The sequence below is a fragment of the Prevotella sp. oral taxon 475 genome (genome assembly GCF_018127805.1).
Taxonomy (GTDB): Bacteria; Bacteroidota; Bacteroidia; order Bacteroidales; family Bacteroidaceae; genus Prevotella.
On sequence record NZ_CP072334.1, the window covers coordinates 18,302 to 37,257 of the forward strand.

The following is an 18,956-nucleotide window of genomic DNA, read 5'->3' on the forward strand; positions in this document are numbered from 1 at the left end:
TCGTTCCTCAAAAGATGTGTGCCGGTGGCAACACGTGCTGCAAAAGCTCATCTTTTGTCCTGCGTTTTCTTAGCTTTTGCATGGCATTTTCTTAGCTTTTGACGTGCAAAAGCTAAGAGATGGGAAGGGGATTTGCAAGTTCTTGATTAACAACGGGTTGCCGATGCATCTCGAATCTCCCCTAAAATAGGCGAGGTGGGCATGCTTCTTTCCCGCAAATTACACTAACTTTGCAACAAATAGGAGGGCGTCTGACGGCGGAAAAATCAAGAAGATGCCTCCTTGTATAGGCTAACCGTAATCATTCATATCATCAAATGATGGACAAGAACAGCATTTTACACTACAAGTCGGCATTCGATGGCATTGCCCAATACATTGAAAGCGACGATGCCAAAGAGCAAGTAGAAGTGTGGTTTGCACGCGAACTGCAAACGATATTGGGCTATGCGCGTTGGGAAAACTTCCTCGTGGCGATACGACGAGCGGTAGATTCGTGTAAAACGCAGGGTATCAACGTGGATGATCATTTTCGTGAGGTCACGAAAATGATCGAAATCGGTAAAGGCGGTAAGCGTGAAGTATCCGATTTTATGCTTACCCGCTATGCCTGCTACCTGATCGCTCAAAACGGCGACCCCAAGAAAGAGGAAATCGCTTTCGCTCAAAGCTACTTCGCTATACAAACGCGGAAAGCCGAATTGATAGAAGAGCGACTCCATCTGCTCTCTCGTTTAGAAACCCGCGATCAACTAAGAACAGCTGAAAAACAACTATCGCAAAACATATACCAACGAGGCGTCGACGACAAAGGCTTCGGACGCATACGCTCTAAAGGCGATACGGCTCTTTTCGGAGGACATACCACCGAAGATATGAAAAAACGGTTGGGGGTGAAATCCAACAGAGCACTGGCCGATTTTCTGCCCACGCTTACCATCGCTGCTAAAAATCTTGCTACGGAAATGACCAATTACAACGTGGAAAATAAAGATCTGAACGGAGAACAACCCATTACTCGCGAACACATACAGAACAACCAAACTGTGCGCAATATGTTGGGGCAACGCGGCATCAAACCCGAAGAGCTTCCACCCGCAGAAGACATTAAGAAGTTGGAACGCAGGATGGTTCAGGATGAGAAAAAGATTGAACAGACTTCACAAAAACTTCCAAAGAGTAGGTAGCTGATGACAACAACAGATCCATATAAAAAGATGACAGAACGCCTTACATTGCGTTCATGGAAAGAGAGTGATGCCGAGATGCTTTATCGATATGCTTGCAACCCGAACATTGGTCCCATTGCCGGTTGGCCTCCACATACAAGTGTAGAGAATAGTCGCGAAATAATCAAGACTGTGCTGTCTGCCCCAGAAACCTATGCGGTTGTACTGAAAGAAACGGACGAGGTGGTAGGAAGCATCGGACTAATGATGACAAGAAGTAAAGCCAATTGTTCAAAGATGGCAGACAACGAATGTGAAATCGGCTATTGGATAGGTGAGCTTTATTGGGGACAAGGCTTGATTCCTGAAGCCGTCAACGAATTACTTCGGTATGCTTTTGAGAACTTACGGCAAACTACGGTTTGGTGCGGGTATTACGATGGCAACGAGAAATCAAAACGAGTACAAGAGAAATGTGGATTCATTTACAGCCATACAGAAGAAAATAAGCTGGTTCCTTTGCTGAACGAGGTTCGCACTGAGCATTTTACAAAAATCACTTTGGAGGATTGGAAGAATAAAATCAACAACTTAAAATAAAACAAATGAAAGAACCAATAACCTTGGTGGTTGTAGATGGGCAATACGACTTTTGCAATCCCGCAGGTGCACTATATGTGTCGGGGGCCGAAACAGCGGTAGAACATATCCTGCACTTCATCCATACGCACGAAAGACTGGCAGAGGTGATCTTCACCGTTGACTGGCATCAGGCGAGAGATGCTTCGTTTATTCCGCAAGGTGGCCCGTGGCCGCCGCATTGTATCGGGTTCTCGAAAGGGTCGCAGATTGACGAACGGCTTGTTCAGGCGTGCTTAGACAGAGAGATTCCCTTTCGAGTGATTCGCAAAGGCGAGGTGATAGAGACTGAAGAATATGGGGCTTTTCAGCACATTGAAAAGCTGTCGGGCGGCAGATATCGGCTTGCCACCATGACCGACGAAGTGATCTGCGCAGACCATCGCATGGTGATTTGCGGCGTGGCAGGCGATTATTGCGTACTGGAGACGCTGCGAAATCTGCTCAACGGGGGACTTTCGGTAGATGTTTTCGCCAGCGGAATTGCCTCGATAGACGGCGGCACCAAGCTGAACAACTTTGTTCGCGAACAGAACCTAACCCTCTGTTAGGCGGAGGAAAGTGTGGTATACTCTATCTGTTGACTCCTTTCCAAACATCGATAGACGAAAAAAGCAAAGCATGTTGCACGTCGTTTTCTTTGCTTTAAAAAACGTTTGACCACGTCTGAGCCATCAAACGTTTATCACTGCTTGGGCTATACCTCAACTACTTTTACATAGACCACTCTGTAAGGACTCTTTTCTCGTTTCTTGAAAAGAATCTTTACAGAATGGTTGATGGTCTCAATTCACAAGCGACCTCCCCCTTACTCCCTACTACTCCCCTTCCTTACTACTTACTACTTTCCCTCCTTACTCCCCCATCTCTTTGTTTTTACACTGCGTTTTCTTAGCTTTTGCCACTCAAAAGCTAAGAAAATGGCATACAAAAGCTTAGCTTTTGCATGCCATTTGGTAAGTTCCTGAAAATGAGAAAGATAGAAATTCAATCCGAAAGACGGATGAGCGGGTTGGGATTTTCCGGGATCGGCTTGAGACTTTTCTATTAAACTGTTAGCATTTCTCCGTTAGGCGGTTGGAATTTTCCGACACACCAGCAGCCAATGATGGTTTTGCACGTCGGTGGTGGCAAAGAGATAGGTGTCGCCTCCATCTTTTATTTTGAGACGTTTGCGCAGCGCCTCGGCCCCGAGTGGGAAGTTGCGGGTGGCAATATGAGCTTGTCGAAGACCGAGAAGAGCGTTCTTCAATTCTTTCTTGTTGAACGAAGAGAGAGCGAGAAGCTGGAATCGGCGACCCGGAAAATCGGCCACTTCATCGGTCGAGACGAAGAGATGCGAATTGGCCGCAAGGGCTTCTACGGGCCAACGGACTGTAAGCAGACCGAAACAGCCGGCCTTCATCAGTGAGGAATGTGGCTCATAGAGATACATCCCGGCAGAAAGAACGCCGCGAAAAAGGCGTTGGGGCGCGGTGCTTTCGTCAGGAAAACGATAGGAAAAGGCAGCATCGTCATTCACACAAACCACCTGAGGCGATGTCGTTTCTCCTTCGGCGAGGGGCGACGACGGTGGAGCGGAAAGCACAAAGAGCAGTTCTTTGCACTCGTTGCGCACCGAGACGATGTGGACCTGGCGCACCCAGGCCCCTTGCTGTTGCAGGGTTTCGACGGCCGCTTGCCAATGGAGCATGGGCGAGAGCTTGACCACCACCCAGCGGGCCTTGACCATCAGGGTGTCGAGCAGGGCGCAGAGATTGGGCGTGCAATGATGAATGAGCACCGTTTTGCCGCCCTGGGCATCGCGACGAGCAGGGTCGAGAAAGACGATGTCGGCCTGCGACATTGTGTGGAGATAGGTTTCGGCCTCAGCACACACCACGTTGGCATGGTGCAGACCCAAGAGGGGAAAGTTGTGACGGGCTATTTCGCAGAGTCCAGACTGCCGTTCCACATAGACAGCGGCATCGAAGGCGCGCGCCAGGAAGGAGAAGTCGACACCGAATCCGCCGGTGAGATCGACGAGAACCGAGGAGGCCGACGCGTCCTTTTCTTCCGTTTTCTCCTGCTTCGCACTTATTTTCTGGTCTTGTGGACAGGCGTTCCCGCAGGGTTCTCCCAGCAGCCGTTGCACCAACCGGGCCTTATAAAGGGCCGTCGACTGCGAGGAACATTGCTCCATCGAGAGGTGCGGCGGATAGATCATTCCTTCGGTGGCAGCCCAGGCAGGCAGTTTCTCCCGTGCCATCTGGCGTCCGGCAATCTGATTGAGGGCAAAGGGCAGATCTACATCAGGATGTGCAGAGGCCAGAAAGGCCAGTTGGCGCACGTCGCCATCGGCATGTGCGCGGATGAATTGTAGGGTAGCGGCAGTTATTTCCATTCAAAAACAAAATAAATCTCCCGCCCGGCAACGGCCGAACGGGAGATGAAAGGGAGAGGCCAAGGCCTCTATGAGATTACTTAAATACCTTGATCTCACCAAGCATGATGTAACGAGAGGCATTGCCCAGCACGTTGACAAGCCGGATATAGCTGGCCGATACGGGCGAATAGAAGCGAAGCGTAGCCTCGTCTTCCGAAAGGGCAAACTCGTCGGGGTATTTGACGACACCTTGTTCGGTCCAGGTCAGTCCGTCGGTGCTGGTCTCTACGATGAGACTTTTTACAAACCAGAACTTATAACGAGCTGTGCGGAGGAGCTGAATGCCCTGAAGCGTCTCGGCACCCGTAAGCGAAATGTAGAACGTATGCGGGTTGGTGGAGAATCCATACCAGTAGGACGAGGTGCTTCCGTCGCACAGACGGCTCAGCGAGTTATAGTTTTCGTCGTACACGGCGTAGTCGGACGTGCTCAATTCGGTGAGTCCCGATACATCGCCATCAGTGTAGATATTGGTCTTGGTATAGTCTACGTTGATGAGCATCTTGCTGTAGTTCTTGGCAACAGCAAGTCCGTCGCTGGCTTTCAGCACCAAAGCGGCGGCTCCGTTTTTACCGTCGGCAATCAGCTTGTTGAGTGCTGCACCCTTTTTCAAGGCCACCTTGAAAGGCATTGCCGACTGTTTACTGCCCTTGGCAATGGTCACCGTGGGCGAAAGGAGCTGCAAAGCACCTTGATTCATCACGACCCGATTGCCGGTAGCTACGGCAGCGGTAGAGTCTTCCACAACACTCACTTCGATGTCTCTTTCTGCAGGCTCGGAAAGACGCACATAAAACGAGACGGTGTCGTTGGGAACAGTGGCTACAGAGTTGGCGTTGATGACGCGCAAGGTGCCTTTGTTGCCTTCAGACTGCAAGTCGTGAATGTAGAGTTTGGGCTGGTTGCTGCCCTCTTCTACAGGATATAGTGTGCTGCCTACTTCCTGTTCGCTTTGGCAAGCGGAGAGAAGTGCCAGCGAACCCAATAAGGCGGGCATGGTTTTCTTTATGATGCGATTCATAATGATTCTCTTTTTCTGGTTTGTTATTTATTCTTTTCCATCAATACGAACGTTGGTATTCCAGGTGGGAACAGCTGCAATCTTACCCGTATTGCCGTGCCCGGTGGCATCGTTGAGGATGTCACCCTGTCCTTCGTTCATCTTCCAGTAGGCCTCTAAGCCGTCGCTCTTGGGATCGCAGACGTACATATTATTGGCAATCTCGTTCTGCGTACGTGCCTTTGTCCAAAAACGAAGCTCGCTCACCTGAGCATGCGCCTTGAAATAGGAGGTGGTGGCGAAGCTCATCGAATTGGAAATGTTGACGATTTTGCCGGGAAGGTCCATCGAATTGTCCAACTTGCCGTCTACGTAAAGGCTGAGCTTGGTTCCCTCGCACACGAAAGCGATGTGATACCACTTGTTGGCGTCGAAGAGTTTGTTGCTGTTGAGCTGCGTGCCTTGGGTCTTTACCTGCAAGCGATTGCCTTCTATCGGGGCGTCGCCGAAGCGGGTATAGATCTCGCCGTCTTTGCCCGAGGGAGCCCAACCGCCAAAGAGCATCTGGTTGTTCAACTGACCTACGGCTGTGCCTAACTGGTCCATGTTGACGCACATCTCAACCGTCCAGGCCGAAAGAGCGTACTCTTTACGCATGGTGAACGTGATGGAGTGGGCCATATCGATAACGGGCACCGGCTGACGCACCACCTGGTCGATGATGTAGACAATGGTTCCACCCGAGTTGAGCACACCTACTTGTCCGTCTTTGCTCTTCAACACCAAGGGGATGGCATACTTCATACCCGAATTTTTGAGTGCATCGGCCAACGGTTTCACCGTGAGCTGTATGGAAGAAGAGATTACTTTTCCGGCATCTATGGTGATGGTGGACGACGAAAGCGAAAAGACAGTATCGGGAAGGGCCTTGTATTCGGTTTGATTGCGTTGGTTGTACTGCTTAAGAGCTAAGGTGTCGTAAACCAACTCAAAGGTGTGGCTGACCGTTGCCGGACTCGAGAGCCGCACTTTGATGTCTTGCGAAACGGCTGTTGTACCTACAGTGATCTTCGTCGACGTGTTTCCGTCGGTGTTGGTCTGGGCAATGAAGGCCTGATCGGTGAGTTCCGAATACTCGGCATTGTTGCAAGCCGCAAGCAAAAGAGAGCCCAATGCCAAGCTGCCCATGAGTTTTGAAATGCTGTATTTCATAATGTGATGTTCCTTTATGCGTGATTACTTCAGCGAGGGGTTCATGATTTGTATGGCCCTGCGCAAATATTTGTAGGTGGTTTGGGCAGAGGAAGCACCGTATTCGTACTCCATGTGATAGGAACCTACTCCGCCTTTGGTGTAAGACTTGCCGTTGTAAGTCGGCGTCCAGTAAGCAAACCCGAGCAAAGAGGGCACAACCGAACCGTTTAACAAGGTGAAGTTGACACCGCCTTTTGAAGCATGGTCTTCGAAATTCTCGCAAACGATGATCTTCTTGGCCACCTCTTCGGCCGTGAGATAGTTCTTAAAATGCTCGGCTTGCGTAATGTAACGCGAGTTGAGCTGGTCGCTCGAACCGGCACTGTAGGCCTGAAGGATGAAGTAATCGAAGTTTTTGCCCAACGAATCGGCAACGGCATCGGGCTCTCCGTCGATCACCAACAGTCGACCCGTTCCCGATTTAGGACCGATACGCTTTGAGAGCGTCTCGATAAAGAGCGTCATGATGCCGGTTTTGTTCCAAAGTTCCTTATCGGTTTGGAAAGGTTGTGCGTAGTTAGGTTCGGCATCTATGTCGAAGCCATCATAGCCATACTTGTCTATCGTGTCGCAGATAGCATTGGCATACTTCACCGTTGCAGCCTTGCAAGAGTCGAGATCGGTGTTGCTCCACCCCCAAAACTTATGTCGCCATTGCTTCCATGTGGTTCCCTTAGCTACCTCGGCTTCGGGTATTGCGGGGGTAATCTGGTCGCCAATATCGAACACTAAGCAGCAAATGAGTGCCTTTGTGCCCTTCTTTTGCTGAACGAAACGCAGATCGTCGAGCTGCGCCTGAGATGGATTTTTCCAGTTTCCCCAAAGCGAAACAAAGTCGGTGCTGTCGGGAAGTCCTTGAAGAGCGTTGGCAAAACTGGTCTTTGCACCCGTCCAATTGCCAAACCAACCGAACGATTTTTGATGATCGCTGTTCTTATAGGCACGCAACTGGGCGTAGTAAGCCTCGCTTTTGTTGGTGTGTGTCAGGTCTCCCGGGTTCTTGATTTCCATCTCCGTCCAATCGTTGCACGAGGAGAAGGCAAACAATCCGCCAACGAAAAGCAGCAGTGCTTTATTGATTTTCTTCATTGTTACTGTTCTTTTTAGTTACACATTATTTCTTTTGCCACCACATTTTGGTCGCATAATCATCGTTTCCGCCCAGCAATTCCACTGCCTTTCGGTAGTTAGCAGGGTTCTTTGTCACTTCATCGGCATCGAAAGGAATGCGATTGGGCACCTTGATGGTATAGCCTCCGGTGCTCTGTGCCACAGGAAATACCTTGGGATAGCCTGTCCGGCGAATCTCGTTCCAGCCTTCTTGACCGTCAGGGAAGAGAGCAATCCATTTCTGGGTAATGAGTCTTTCGAGCTTTTCTTCATCGGTAGCGGTGTCATCCCACTGAATGGTGATGGTGCTAACAGCCGACTGAGATGTGCCGAAACCATCCGTAGCATCCGTATAATCGGCTTGTTTTGCGGTGCTATTGGCCAGATAACTGGTTACATCAGAGGCTCCCCACTGTTCGAATGACAAGGTAATGGCTTTCTCATACAGGTCTTTTACAGTGCCACCCATACCATTCCAGCCGGCTAAAGCGCCTTCTGCTCGACAGAAAGTGACCTCTGCCGCCGTCATCCATACGCCACGAGTAGACGAAGAGACGTTTGCTGCTGAATAAATCTTATCGGCCGTAACCTTATTCGTGATTCTTGCGCCCGCCAAACATCCGATCACATCACGCGATCCTGTCTTTTCAGGACTCTTAAAGAACTTCGTTAGACGTGGATCGCTGTAGCCTGTCATGTAGCTTTCCAGGTCGGCGCACGCCCGACTGTCGCCCCATTCCACTGAGGTTTTATACTGTCCGTTAGGCGTATAAGTAATAGCGCAGTTCTCAGCGTTCTCTGTTATCACGCCAGAAGCTACTGCAGCTTCACCCACTTGTTTCGCATAAGCCGGCTCGACAAAACGCATACGGATGGCCATACGCAGCTTTAGAGAGTTGGCCAGCTTGTACCAGTTGGCCACTTTGCCGCCATACACCTTGTCATATTCCTCATTAGCCGTTGTAGATTGAAGAGGTTGCAGGATATTTACGGCCGCATCGAGATCGGCAATCAAGGTTTTATAAATCTTTTCTTGAGAAGAATACGCGTTCTTATCGGTCTCTTCGCCGATGGGAAGGGGTCCGTACATATCTGTCAGACGCAAATACGACTGCACTTTCAAGATCAATGCCTGCGCATAGGTGATGCCTTGCTTACCCGTCACTCGTGCAATCTCGTTGAAAGCCGAAGCTGTTTTGGGCATTGAGTTGGTGAAAGGCCAGTTCACCCATCCATTTTTGGCATTGAAACGTGCAAAGTTCTTATCCGAAAAGCCATCGTTTGCATAGGTCATATACCGTCCCAGGTAGTTTCCGATCAAGTCTTCTGTCATCTGATAGGTATTTTCCTGTTCGGGGAAGGCCTCATTTTGCATTTGGATCAAGAAAGAACCAGTTGAATAATTATCTCTCAAGAGATCCTCTCCGGAGGCTTTATGTTCCGGACGATTGGCATCTTCGAACCCTGAGGTGCAAGAAGACAGTGTCCCCATGGCTGCAAATAGCGTGCCCAAGGAGAGCAACCTCACTATATTTTTCTTTTTCATACGAATTGTCCCGTTATTTTTAAGTTATTACTATTTAGAATTTCAATTTCACGTTGAAGCCCAACGAGCGGAGGCTTGGTTGCATAAAGTAGTCGAAACCCTGATAATAGGTGCCTGTCGTAGCCACCGATTCGGGGTCGAACGGTGCCTTGCAATAGATGAAGAACAGGTTATTGGCTGTCAGCCCCAAAGAGAGTTCCGCCCATTTGAGCCATTTTTTGGGGAAAGTATAGCCCAAATGAGCCTCTTGCAGACGAGCGTTTGTTGCGCTATAGATATATTCCGACCAGATAGGATTGTCTCCACCGACTACAGCATAGTAGTTTTCGGCATTCACCTTACCTCCATTTACGTTGATGCCACCATTGTTACGAGCGTTGGCCGAAGCCTTAGACACACCGTAAGCATCGAGCAGAGCCTGTGTCTGCGACAGTACAATACCGCCGAAACGCGCCGTAATGAGGAAGCCCAGGTTGAAGCCTTTCCAGGTGAACTCATTGGAGAAACCCACATTGGCTTTAGGAAGCACCGAACCACGATACTGCGGATTGGTGAGGTTGGTCTGCAAAACATTGCCCGTATTGTCGAGTGCGATGTTGCCTTCGGCATCTCTCAAGAAGTCGGTAGACATATATACATCGCCCATCGTTCCGCCTTTCTTCAAGATGATCTCAGCTCCGGAGAGTCCGCCCTGCTTCAACACCTCGTTATCATCATCAAGCAGTTTGATGATTTTGTTGCGGTTGGCACTGTAAGTAAACGAAGTGTTCCATCCCACCTCGCCAAACGTCTTGTTATAGCCCAGAGCCAATTCAATACCTCGGTTACGAACATTACCCGTTTGGATATATTCTGCGGTGTAACCGTCGGTAGGTGTGATCGAACGGAGGAACGTCTGCTTGCGAGTGTTCGACTGATAGAGCGTCACATCCAGCGTCAGTGCGTTGTTGAAGAAGCGTGCCGACAGACCAGCCTCCCACGAATCAGTGCGCTCGGGATAGAAAGTCTTGGGGAAACGATAGGTCACCGTCTTGTAAGTGCCCGATGCCGGATTGTATTCATACCGCCATTTAGACGTGATATTGGGCGAGATGGCCGAACCCACAGAGGCCCATGAGCCACGCACCTTCAAGTAGTTGATAAACTCGGGCAGCTTGACCATTGAAGAAACAACGCCCGACAAGCCCACCGAAGGATAGAAGAACGATTCGTGGTCGGTGCCATCGAGGGCCGAATCCCAGTCGTTTCGTCCGGTAACGGTCATATAAAGCATGCTCTTCCAACCCAATTCTACATTGGCAAAGAGCGAGTTGATGTAATGTTTATGCAAGTCGAAGATGGGGCGGTTATCGTTGGTCACCTGTCCATAGTCGATTGCATTAGGTGTGAAAAGGTTGGCAGGAGCTTTCAATCCACCCTGATAGCCCGTTTGGTCATACTTGGTTCGCGAGAAAGAACCGCCCAAGTTGGCCGACACCGAGAAGCGATCGAACGTCTTATTGATGTTAGCCATCAAGTCGCCATAGAGCGATTGGTCGTTGATTTTGCCGTAACCGTAGTAGCCATACTTAGAATGGGCAAACAGGTCGATAGTCGATGCATAGCGTTTGTCCTCTTGTTTGGTCACAGCATCGTCCCAACGCAAGCGACCTGTTACGTCCAGCCAGTCCAACACCTTATATTTCAAACTTCCGCTCAGCATATATCGGCTGCGATTGTTGGTGCGAACCATGCGCTTAGCCACCCAATAGGGGTTTTGCATCTTCAATGCATCGCCGTAATTCCAGTTCTGCGTGTAGATATTCCGTGCCGGATCGTAGAGTTCGAAGGTACGGATGGCATCAAAACTCTCACCGCGCGGGAAGAGATAGGTCGATGTCAGCGGGTTGAACCACTGTCCTTGCGAGGTGAGGTTTTGGTCTTTCTCCTTGATATAGTTTAAGTTCACGTCCAGTGTGAGCTTGTCGTTAAGCATGTTGGTGGTGTTACGGAACGTGAAGTTATAGCGATCGTAATTGTTATTGGGGATGATACCGCCCGCATTGGTCGAGCCCACCGACAGATAGGTTTGATTTTTGTCGTTGCCGGCTGTCAATGCCACGTTGTTCTGGATATTGGTACCCGTATTGAAGAAATCTTTGGGATCGTAAGCACCATAAGGTGAAGCCGTTTTGGCTCCCCAACTGCGCATCTCTCCGGGTCTGTTGATATATTCGTTTTGGAACTCGGGCATCTTAAAAGGATTGGCAAACTGCGAGCTATGGCTCACCGTTACGCTCACTCGGCCCTCTTTTCCTTTCTTCGTTGTTATCATCACAACACCCTGTGCAGCAGCCGATCCATAGAGAGCTGCCGCCGCCGGACCGCTCAACACCGAGATGCTTTCGATGTCTTCGGGGTTAATATCGGCAATTCCTTCCGAACCCGGCTGTGAAGCATAGATGCTATTGCCGGCCGTTCCTTGAGAAGTGTTCGTCATGGGCACACCGTCGATGACGTAAAGGGCTTGGTTGCTCTGCGTGATCGATTTCGGACCGCGCATCACCACACGTGTGGCACCACCCATACCGGCTGCCGATGCGTTGATGTTGATACCGGCCACCTTACCGCTGAGCGAGTTCATGAAGTTGGTACTCTTCACCGTCGTGAGGTCGTCGGCCCCCACTTTCTGTACGTTATAGCTCAAAGCTTTTTCCGAACGCTTGATGCCGAGAGCTGTTACCACCACTTCGTCGATCTGTCGCGACTCCGATTGCAACGTCACCGTCAGTTTTCCGTCTGCCGGCACTGTCAGTTCCTGCGTCTGATGTCCCAAATAGCTCACCACGAGCGTAGAGCCCGGTGCGGCCGAGAGGTTGAAATGGCCGTCTAAGTCGGTCACTGTAGCCGTCTTCGTACCCTTCACCTTCACCGTTGCGCCGATAATCGGCTCGCCGAGATTGTCAAACACCGTACCCGTAACTTTGGTTTCATTACGCGACTGTTGCCCATTCATGCCTCGCGTTGCAGAGGCTGCACTACTTTCCGTCGAAGCGTCGGTACCCCTCCGGCTGGAAGCAAACGCGCTACCGGCCTGAGAACTAGCACCGATCAACAGCAGAAAAGCAGCTGTTGTCAGGATTCTTTCCTTTTTCATTGTTATAGTTAAGTGAGTAATTTTTAGTTATCCGGCTCCATCGCCTGGCTATATATATAATAGGTGTACTCCGAACATCGAATGCAGAACATCCGATGAACGTTTCCGAGATGGACTTTCTTTTGTTTTTGGCACTTTTACGCTTTGTGGTAAGCGTGCCTTGCAAATGCTTTGAGGGGGAGATACTGTTTTTGGACAAAAACCAAAGGGTCTTTCATCGCTTAGCAAGAATCTATCCTTTTCTGTTTTTCGCCATCTTTGGCTTTCTCTCTTGTTCTATCCATAGAGGCTTCTGAATACAGTCTGTTCATTCTTTTACCATTTTTTCAATGCAAAGATAGTCCAAAACTTGATATAGAACAATTTTTGCTCCCTTATTAACATTTGTTTGATGGTTGACCTTCCATGAGGCATTCTCTCTGTTTCCACTCCTCTATTGAGGGGTATGAAGGGGCGAAATCTCTGGAATGGCGTCCATGGGGGTTGATCACAACCGTGTGGCAACTGATTTCGTCAAGGGAACAAAACTTCTTGAATATCAGTTCTTTATAGGTTCGTATTCCAAAAGCTAAGAAAATGAAGCGCAAAAGCTAAGAGAACAAGTAGGAAGGAGGGAAGTAGTAAGGAGTAAGGGGGACGGTAGAAAGAAGGAAGGAGAGGAGAAATAGGTAGTAAGGAGAGAAAAAGTAAGTAGTAAGGGGGAAGATAGAAAGAAGGAAGGAGAGGAGAAATAGGTAGTAAGGAGAGAAGAAGTAAGGAGTAAGGGGGACGGTAGAAAGAAGGAAGGAGAGAAGAAGTAAGGAGTAAGGAGGGAAGTAGCAAGGAGCGACATGCTATCCGTGCGTTCTCCTTTTTAACTGTTTAAGGTTGCTTTTTCCATAAATATTCTTAAATTTGCATGCAATAAGAACCACTTCGAGGCTCTATTGCCTTGCCATGTCGGCTTCCAACCATCAATCAAAACCACCCAACGACTCCAACAACATGCTCAACGAAAAAAGGAGCAGCATGCTCCACGGTATTCTTCTCATTGCTCTCTTCGCCCTTGCTGCTTTCTATTTGGGCGAGATGCCTTGGGCTAAACACCTCTCTATCAGTCCGATGATTATCGGAATCCTCCTCGGCATGCTTTATGCCAACAGTCTTCGCAACCAACTTCCCGACACCTGGGTGCCTGGAATTGCGTTCTGTACAAAACGAATCCTGCGCATCGGCATCATCCTCTACGGCTTTCGGCTCACCCTGCAAGATGTTACTGCCGTGGGAACACCCGCCATCGTTGCCGATGCCCTTATCGTATGCACCACCATCTTGGGAGGCATCGGCATAGGCAGACTGCTGAAACTCGACCGCAGCATTGCGCTTCTCACCTCTGTTGGAGCTGGTATTTGCGGTGCGGCGGCCGTCTTGGGCACAGAGAGTGCCCTGAATACCAAACCTTATAAAACGGCCGTTGCTGTGTCTACAGTGGTGATTTTCGGCACCTTGTCGATGTTTCTCTATCCGCTGCTCTATCGCAACGGTATCTTTGCGCTTACTCCCGGCGAAATGGGAATTATGACCGGATCGACCGTTCACGAGGTGGCACATGTCGTCGGAGCAGGCAATGCCATGGGGAAAGAGGTGTCTGATGCGGCCATCATCGTTAAAATGATTCGTGTCATGATGCTTGTTCCCGTACTGTTGATCGTGAGTTGGTCGGTGGCGCATAGCTCTCGTGGCGACGAAGAGACGCAAGCCCGGCGCAAACACATCTCCATTCCCTGGTTTGCCGTACTCTTTTTGGCGGTCATTGGGTTCAATTCGCTGGACCTTTTGCCTGCCGCCGTCACCGCAGACATCAACACTGCAGACACGTTTTTGCTGACCATGGCTATGACAGCCTTGGGAACGGAAACCAGTATCGACAAGTTTAAAAAGGCCGGACCAAAGCCTTTTCTGCTGGCAGGCTTACTTTTCTGCTGGCTCATTGGCGGCGGATACTGCATTGCCAAATACTTGGTGCCAGCGATGATGTAGACTTTGAGTCTGCATCAGGCCAATGGTGAAGCCGAGACGAACCTCTATATCACCACCCCACTATATGTCGTCGTCGATCGTTATGAGGACGACCGTCGGTTGTTCATGATCTTGAATCGGCGTGCTATTCCTCCCCTACTTCTTATCGCTTCTCTCCCACTTCCTCATCTCTTAGCTTTTGCAAGCCGTTTTCTTAGCTTTTGGCGTGCGTTTTCTTAGCTTTTGGCTTCTAAAAGCTAAGAGATGGGAAAATGATGGGAGAGAAATGCTATAGGAGTTGAAGCAAATGGGCAAAGTCGTCGATGAGAAACTCGGGATGGGCGGCTTCGAGTTGGGCGCGTGTACCGTTGCCGTAGGTGACGCCGCAGGTGTGCACATGGGCACGTTTTCCCATCTCGATGTCGTAGACGGAGTCGCCCACGACGAGTGTTTCGTCGGCCTTGAGATCCAGTTGACGGAGCGTCAGGAGCACCGGTTCGGGGTGAGGCTTGGCATTTTTCACGTCGTTGGCACTCAAAACCAAACTGATGTAGAGCGTGATGCCAAGGCTTTCGATCAGCAGAGGAAGCGAGTCGCGACCGCGACTGCTGGCAATGGTGAGCGTCTTTCCTCGACGATGAAGCTCGCGTATCGTGTCGACCACATGCGGAAAGGCGGGCACCGAACCGGGATGATTGTTCCGATCGAAAATGCGGCGGTAGGTTTTGGCACAGCGTTCGCCCATCTCCTCGTCTACAGAGGCCAGGTGGATGAAGGCTTCTTTGAGGGGAAGTCCGATGGTGGCGGCACAGTCGGGCTCGTCTTTGAAGGGCAGATGGAGGGCGGCAAGTGTCTCTTGCAGTGTCTTGACGATGAGGGCGCGCGAATCGCCCAGCGTTCCGTCGAAATCTAAAATTAGGGTTGTTATATGCGGTTTCATGCTGCAAAGGTAGGCGTTTTTGGATTTTCGGTGGGTGGGTTGCCAGCTTTATTGTATCTTTGCAGCAAATAACCCTACGCCCATCGGGGCTTCAAACTTCGTAGATATGAGACAAATCATCCGGCATTTCACCGACAACGATGCTTACACTTTCAGCTGCCAATACTATGTTTTGCAGACCTATCCGCGTGCTGAGGTGGAATATACGTTCTTCGACCGCAACCAAACGGTCTATCCCAAGGGATTTTCTGACCTTGTGCAACAGCAAATCGACTTGATGCGCAACGTGAAAATCACTGAAGAGGAAATCGCTTTCATGCAGCAACGCATGTATTATCTGCCGCAATGGTACTTCACTTTTCTGCGCGGCTACTCTTTTAATCCGGCCGAGGTGCATATCGGTCAAACGGCGGAAGGGAAACTCGAGATTTCGATTCGCGGCAAATGGTATTCCACCATCATGTGGGAGATGCCTGTTCTCTCGATTATCTCCGAACTGATGCACAACCTCCGCGGCGACCTCTTACGCTACGATGCTCGGCGGGAGTATGAAAGGGCGGCTGAGAAAGCACGTGAGATTCTGCGCGGCGGGCTCATTTTAGGCGATATGGGCACGCGTCGCCGTTTGTCGTTTGCCCACCACGACAGCGTGATTCGGGCCATGAAAGAGATGGTCGAACAAGAGGGCGAAACCGTAGAAGGGAAGTTCTGTCCGTGGGCGGGCCGATTTACCGGCACCAGCAATGTCTATCTGGCCATGAAATACAAACTCGTTCCCATCGGAACGATGAGTCACCAACTCATCGAATTCGAGGAGAACGTGAGCAGCATCTTCGAATGCAACTTCAACGTGATGCGTAAATTCAGCGATGTTTACGATGGCGACAATGGCATTTATCTCTATGATTGCTTCGGCGATAAGGTGTTTTTCAATAATCTTTCCAAACGCATGGCATTGATGTTCACCGGTCTGCGAGTAGACAGCGGCGTGGAAGAAGAACAAACCGAACGGATTATCGAGAAATATCGTTCGCTGGGCATCAATCCTGCCACTAAGCAAGTGGTCTACAGCAATGGGCTCAACATCCGTCGGGCTCTTGAAATTCATCGCTTCGTAGACGGCAGAGTGCAAGACAGTTATGGCATGGGCACTTTCCTTACTTGTGATGTGGAAAACTGCGAACCGATGAACATCGTTGTGAAGCTTACCCAATGCCGCATCACTGAGAAGCGCGAGTGGCACGACTGTGTGAAACTGTCGTGCGACAAGGGTAAGACGCTCGGCAATCCCGATAAATGCGCCTATCTGTTAAAACTCATCGAATAGCTACTTCTGCCATTTCTCCGTTATCCATATAAAACAACGGGCAACCCACTTGGGTTGCCCGTTGTTTCTATTGAGTCGTCAAGACCCTCCCGCTTGTGGAGAGCCCGACGATGTGCTCTTTCTTCTTAATCGCGATCTCCACGGCCGCGGCGCTCTCCCCTTTCAGGTCTGTCGCCACGCGGACGGCGTTCGCGCTCGACATAACCTTCGGGTTTCTCCATCAACACACGACGAGACAGCTTATACTTGCCCGTCTTGGGATCGATGTCGAGCAGTTTCACCCGCATCTTGTCACCTTCCTTGATGCCCGCTTCTTCAACCGTTTCAAGGCGTTTCCAATCTATTTCAGAGATGTGCAGCAGTCCGTCTTTGCCTGGCATAATCTCTACGAAGCAGCCGTAAGGCATCACCGAACGCACGGTACCTTCGTAAATTTCTCCCACTTCGGGAACGGCCACGATGGCACGTATCTTCGAAAGGGCTGCATCGATGCTGGCTTTGTCGGGTGCGCTGACTTGAACCTTACCCTTGCCATCCACTTCGTCGATGGTAATGGTTGTGCCCGTGTCTTCTTGCATCTGCTGAATAATCTTTCCGCCTGGGCCAATAACGGCACCGATAAACTCTTTGGGAATTTCGATTTGCACGATGCGTGGAACTTGGGGTTTCAATTCGGGACGTGGTTCGGCAATCGTCTCGGTAAGCTTACCAAGGATATGCTCGCGACCAGCCTTAGCTTGCATCAGGGCCTTTTCAAGTATTTCGAAGCTCAAGCCGTCGCACTTGATGTCCATTTGCGTTGCAGTAAGTCCGTCTTTCGTTCCCGTTGTCTTGAAGTCCATATCGCCCAAGTGGTCCTCGTCACCAAGAATATCGCTAAGGATAGCATACTTCTCTTCGCCCGGATTCTTAATCAAACCCATGGCAATACCGCTAACGGGTTTCTTAAGAGGTACACCAGCGTCCATCAAGGCAAGTGTTCCAGCACATACGGTAGCCATAGACGAAGAACCGTTGCTCTCCAAAATCTGACTTACCACACGAACCGTGTAGGGATAATCTGCAGGAATCTGACCCTTCAAACCACGCCAAGCCAAGTGTCCGTGACCAATTTCACGACGGCCAACACCACGTTGAGCCTTGGCCTCGCCTGTTGAGAAGGGAGGGAAGTTATAGTGCAAAAGGAAACGCATGTAACTCTTGTCGAGCACATCGTCTACCATTTTCTCATCGAGCTTTGTGCCCAAGGTACACGTAGAGAGGCTTTGCGTTTCGCCACGGGTGAAGATGGCGCTGCCGTGAGGCATGGGAAGCGAATTTACTTCGCACCAGATGGGGCGAATTTCGTCGGTCTTACGACCATCGAGACGCTTGCCTTCGTCGAGAATGCAACGGCGCATGGCATCGCGCAACACATCGTCGTAGTAGCGTGCAGCCAAAGCGTGCTTCTCTTCCAGCTCTTCGGCGGTAAGCTTTTCGGTATTTTTGGCGTCGTACTTCTCCAAGAAGTCGGTAACGATTTTATCGAAAGCGTCGTGACGCTCTTGCTTAGCCAGAGCCTGCTTGGTAACGTCGTACACGGGCTGATACAGTTCGTCGTTCATCTGCTTACGCAAATCTTCGTCGTTCACCTCGTGTTCGTATTCGCGTTTAACGTCTTTACCCAGTTCCTTAGCCAGTTCTTCTTGCATGGTGCACATGGGCTTGATGGCCTCGTGAGCCACCTTAAGAGCTTGAATAAGGTCTTGTTCGGTAACCTCGTCCATTTCTCCTTCCACCATCATGATGTTGTCTTTGGTTGCACCCACCATGATATCCATGTCGGCTTCCTTCATTTGCTCGAAGGTGGGGTTAACTACATATTCGCCGTTAACCCTTGCAACGCGAACCTCGCTGATGTAGAAATCGAAGGGAATATCTGAACATGCCATTGCCGAAGACGCGGCCAAACCGGCCAAAGCGTCGGGTTGGTCAACACCATCTGCCGACAACAGCATCACGTTTACATAAACTTCTGCATGGTAGTTTGAGGGGAATAAGGGCCGCAAAACGCGGTCTACAAGGCGCGAGGTAAGAATCTCGTTGTCGCCGGGCTTGCCTTCGCGTTTGGTAAAGCCACCAGGGAAACGCCCTGCGGCAGAATACTGCTCTCTGTAATCAACTTGCAAAGGCATAAAATCGGTTCCGGGAACTGCATCTTTTGCGGCACAAACAGTAGCAAGGAGCACGGTGTTGCCCATACGAACGACAGCCGAACCATCGGCCTGCTTTGCCACTTTCCCGGTCTCAATGCTGATGGTTCTGCCATCAGGCAATGAAATTGTTTTCGTTATTACGTTCATCTAAAAACTTATTGTTTTAAAACATCTAAAAATAAATTGGCGCAAAGGTAGGTAATAAAAAAGGAAATGA

Annotated in this window: 13 protein-coding genes; 5 read left to right on the plus strand and 8 right to left on the minus strand. The window is 50.1% G+C overall.

What is annotated here, in order from left to right; translation table 11 throughout:
- Nucleotides 1–320: 320 nt before the first annotated feature.
- The 3 genes from dinD to J5A66_RS00100 are packed head-to-tail and all read left to right on the plus strand — an operon-like array spanning nucleotide 321 to nucleotide 2,359.
- Entirely contained in the window at nucleotides 321–1,187 is an 867-nt protein-coding gene (gene dinD, locus J5A66_RS00090; protein ID WP_211791371.1) for a DNA damage-inducible protein D, read from the plus strand.
- 3 nt (nucleotides 1,188–1,190) lie between these two features.
- Nucleotides 1,191–1,769 carry a GNAT family N-acetyltransferase gene (locus tag J5A66_RS00095; RefSeq protein ID WP_249109972.1) on the plus strand — a complete coding sequence of 193 codons (579 nt, stop codon included), beginning with the start codon at nucleotides 1,191–1,193 and terminating at the stop codon, nucleotides 1,767–1,769.
- Nucleotides 1,770–1,774: 5 nt separating this feature from the next.
- Nucleotides 1,775–2,359: an isochorismatase family protein gene (locus J5A66_RS00100; RefSeq protein WP_211790479.1), complete on the plus strand. Its 585-nt coding sequence runs from the start codon at nucleotides 1,775–1,777 to the stop codon at nucleotides 2,357–2,359.
- A 518-nt stretch (nucleotides 2,360–2,877) separates the two neighbouring features.
- On the opposite strand, the gene J5A66_RS00105 is transcribed toward J5A66_RS00100, so the two are convergent.
- The 6 genes from J5A66_RS00105 to J5A66_RS00130 all read right to left on the minus strand — a co-directional run bounded on the left by J5A66_RS00105 (nucleotide 2,878) and on the right by J5A66_RS00130 (nucleotide 12,279).
- A complete protein-coding gene (locus J5A66_RS00105; protein ID WP_211790480.1) occupies nucleotides 2,878–4,191 on the minus strand; it encodes a class I SAM-dependent methyltransferase in 1,314 nt (437 codons plus the stop codon).
- A 76-nt stretch (nucleotides 4,192–4,267) separates the two neighbouring features.
- The gene (locus J5A66_RS00110) at nucleotides 4,268–5,254 is read right to left on the minus strand and encodes a discoidin domain-containing protein (protein WP_211790481.1); all 987 of its coding nucleotides are present in this window, start codon (nucleotides 5,252–5,254) and stop codon (nucleotides 4,268–4,270) included.
- A 27-nt stretch (nucleotides 5,255–5,281) separates the two neighbouring features.
- Nucleotides 5,282–6,445 carry a DUF1735 and LamG domain-containing protein gene (locus J5A66_RS00115; RefSeq protein WP_211790482.1) on the minus strand — a complete coding sequence of 388 codons (1,164 nt, stop codon included), beginning with the start codon at nucleotides 6,443–6,445 and terminating at the stop codon, nucleotides 5,282–5,284.
- Nucleotides 6,446–6,469: 24 nt separating this feature from the next.
- Complete coding sequence (locus J5A66_RS00120; RefSeq protein ID WP_211790483.1) at nucleotides 6,470–7,576, minus strand: glycoside hydrolase family 18; 1,107 nt, start codon at nucleotides 7,574–7,576, stop codon at nucleotides 6,470–6,472.
- A 25-nt stretch (nucleotides 7,577–7,601) separates the two neighbouring features.
- Nucleotides 7,602–9,143 (minus strand): RagB/SusD family nutrient uptake outer membrane protein, encoded by a 1,542-nt coding sequence (locus tag J5A66_RS00125; protein ID WP_211790484.1) that lies wholly within the window; start codon nucleotides 9,141–9,143, stop codon nucleotides 7,602–7,604.
- Nucleotides 9,144–9,177: 34 nt separating this feature from the next.
- The gene (locus J5A66_RS00130; protein ID WP_211790485.1) at nucleotides 9,178–12,279 is read right to left on the minus strand and encodes a SusC/RagA family TonB-linked outer membrane protein; all 3,102 of its coding nucleotides are present in this window, start codon (nucleotides 12,277–12,279) and stop codon (nucleotides 9,178–9,180) included.
- Between the two features lie 984 nt (nucleotides 12,280–13,263).
- Here J5A66_RS00130 and J5A66_RS00135 point away from each other — a divergent pair.
- Complete coding sequence (locus J5A66_RS00135; protein WP_211790486.1) at nucleotides 13,264–14,298, plus strand: YeiH family protein; 1,035 nt, start codon at nucleotides 13,264–13,266, stop codon at nucleotides 14,296–14,298.
- Nucleotides 14,299–14,566: 268 nt separating this feature from the next.
- On the opposite strand, the gene J5A66_RS00140 is transcribed toward J5A66_RS00135, so the two are convergent.
- Nucleotides 14,567–15,217, minus strand: a complete 651-nt coding sequence (locus J5A66_RS00140; protein WP_211790487.1) for an HAD family hydrolase — start codon at nucleotides 15,215–15,217, stop codon at nucleotides 14,567–14,569.
- A gap of 106 nt (nucleotides 15,218–15,323) precedes the next feature.
- Here J5A66_RS00140 and pncB point away from each other — a divergent pair, with 106 nt between their 5' ends.
- Entirely contained in the window at nucleotides 15,324–16,544 is a 1,221-nt protein-coding gene (gene pncB / locus J5A66_RS00145; protein ID WP_211790488.1) for a nicotinate phosphoribosyltransferase, read from the plus strand.
- A gap of 125 nt (nucleotides 16,545–16,669) precedes the next feature.
- Here the strand turns inward: pncB and pnp are convergent, their stop codons facing one another.
- Nucleotides 16,670–18,886, minus strand: coding sequence for a polyribonucleotide nucleotidyltransferase (gene pnp / locus J5A66_RS00150; protein ID WP_211790489.1), 2,217 nt, complete (start codon nucleotides 18,884–18,886; stop codon nucleotides 16,670–16,672).
- Between the last annotated feature and the right edge of the window lie 70 nt (nucleotides 18,887–18,956).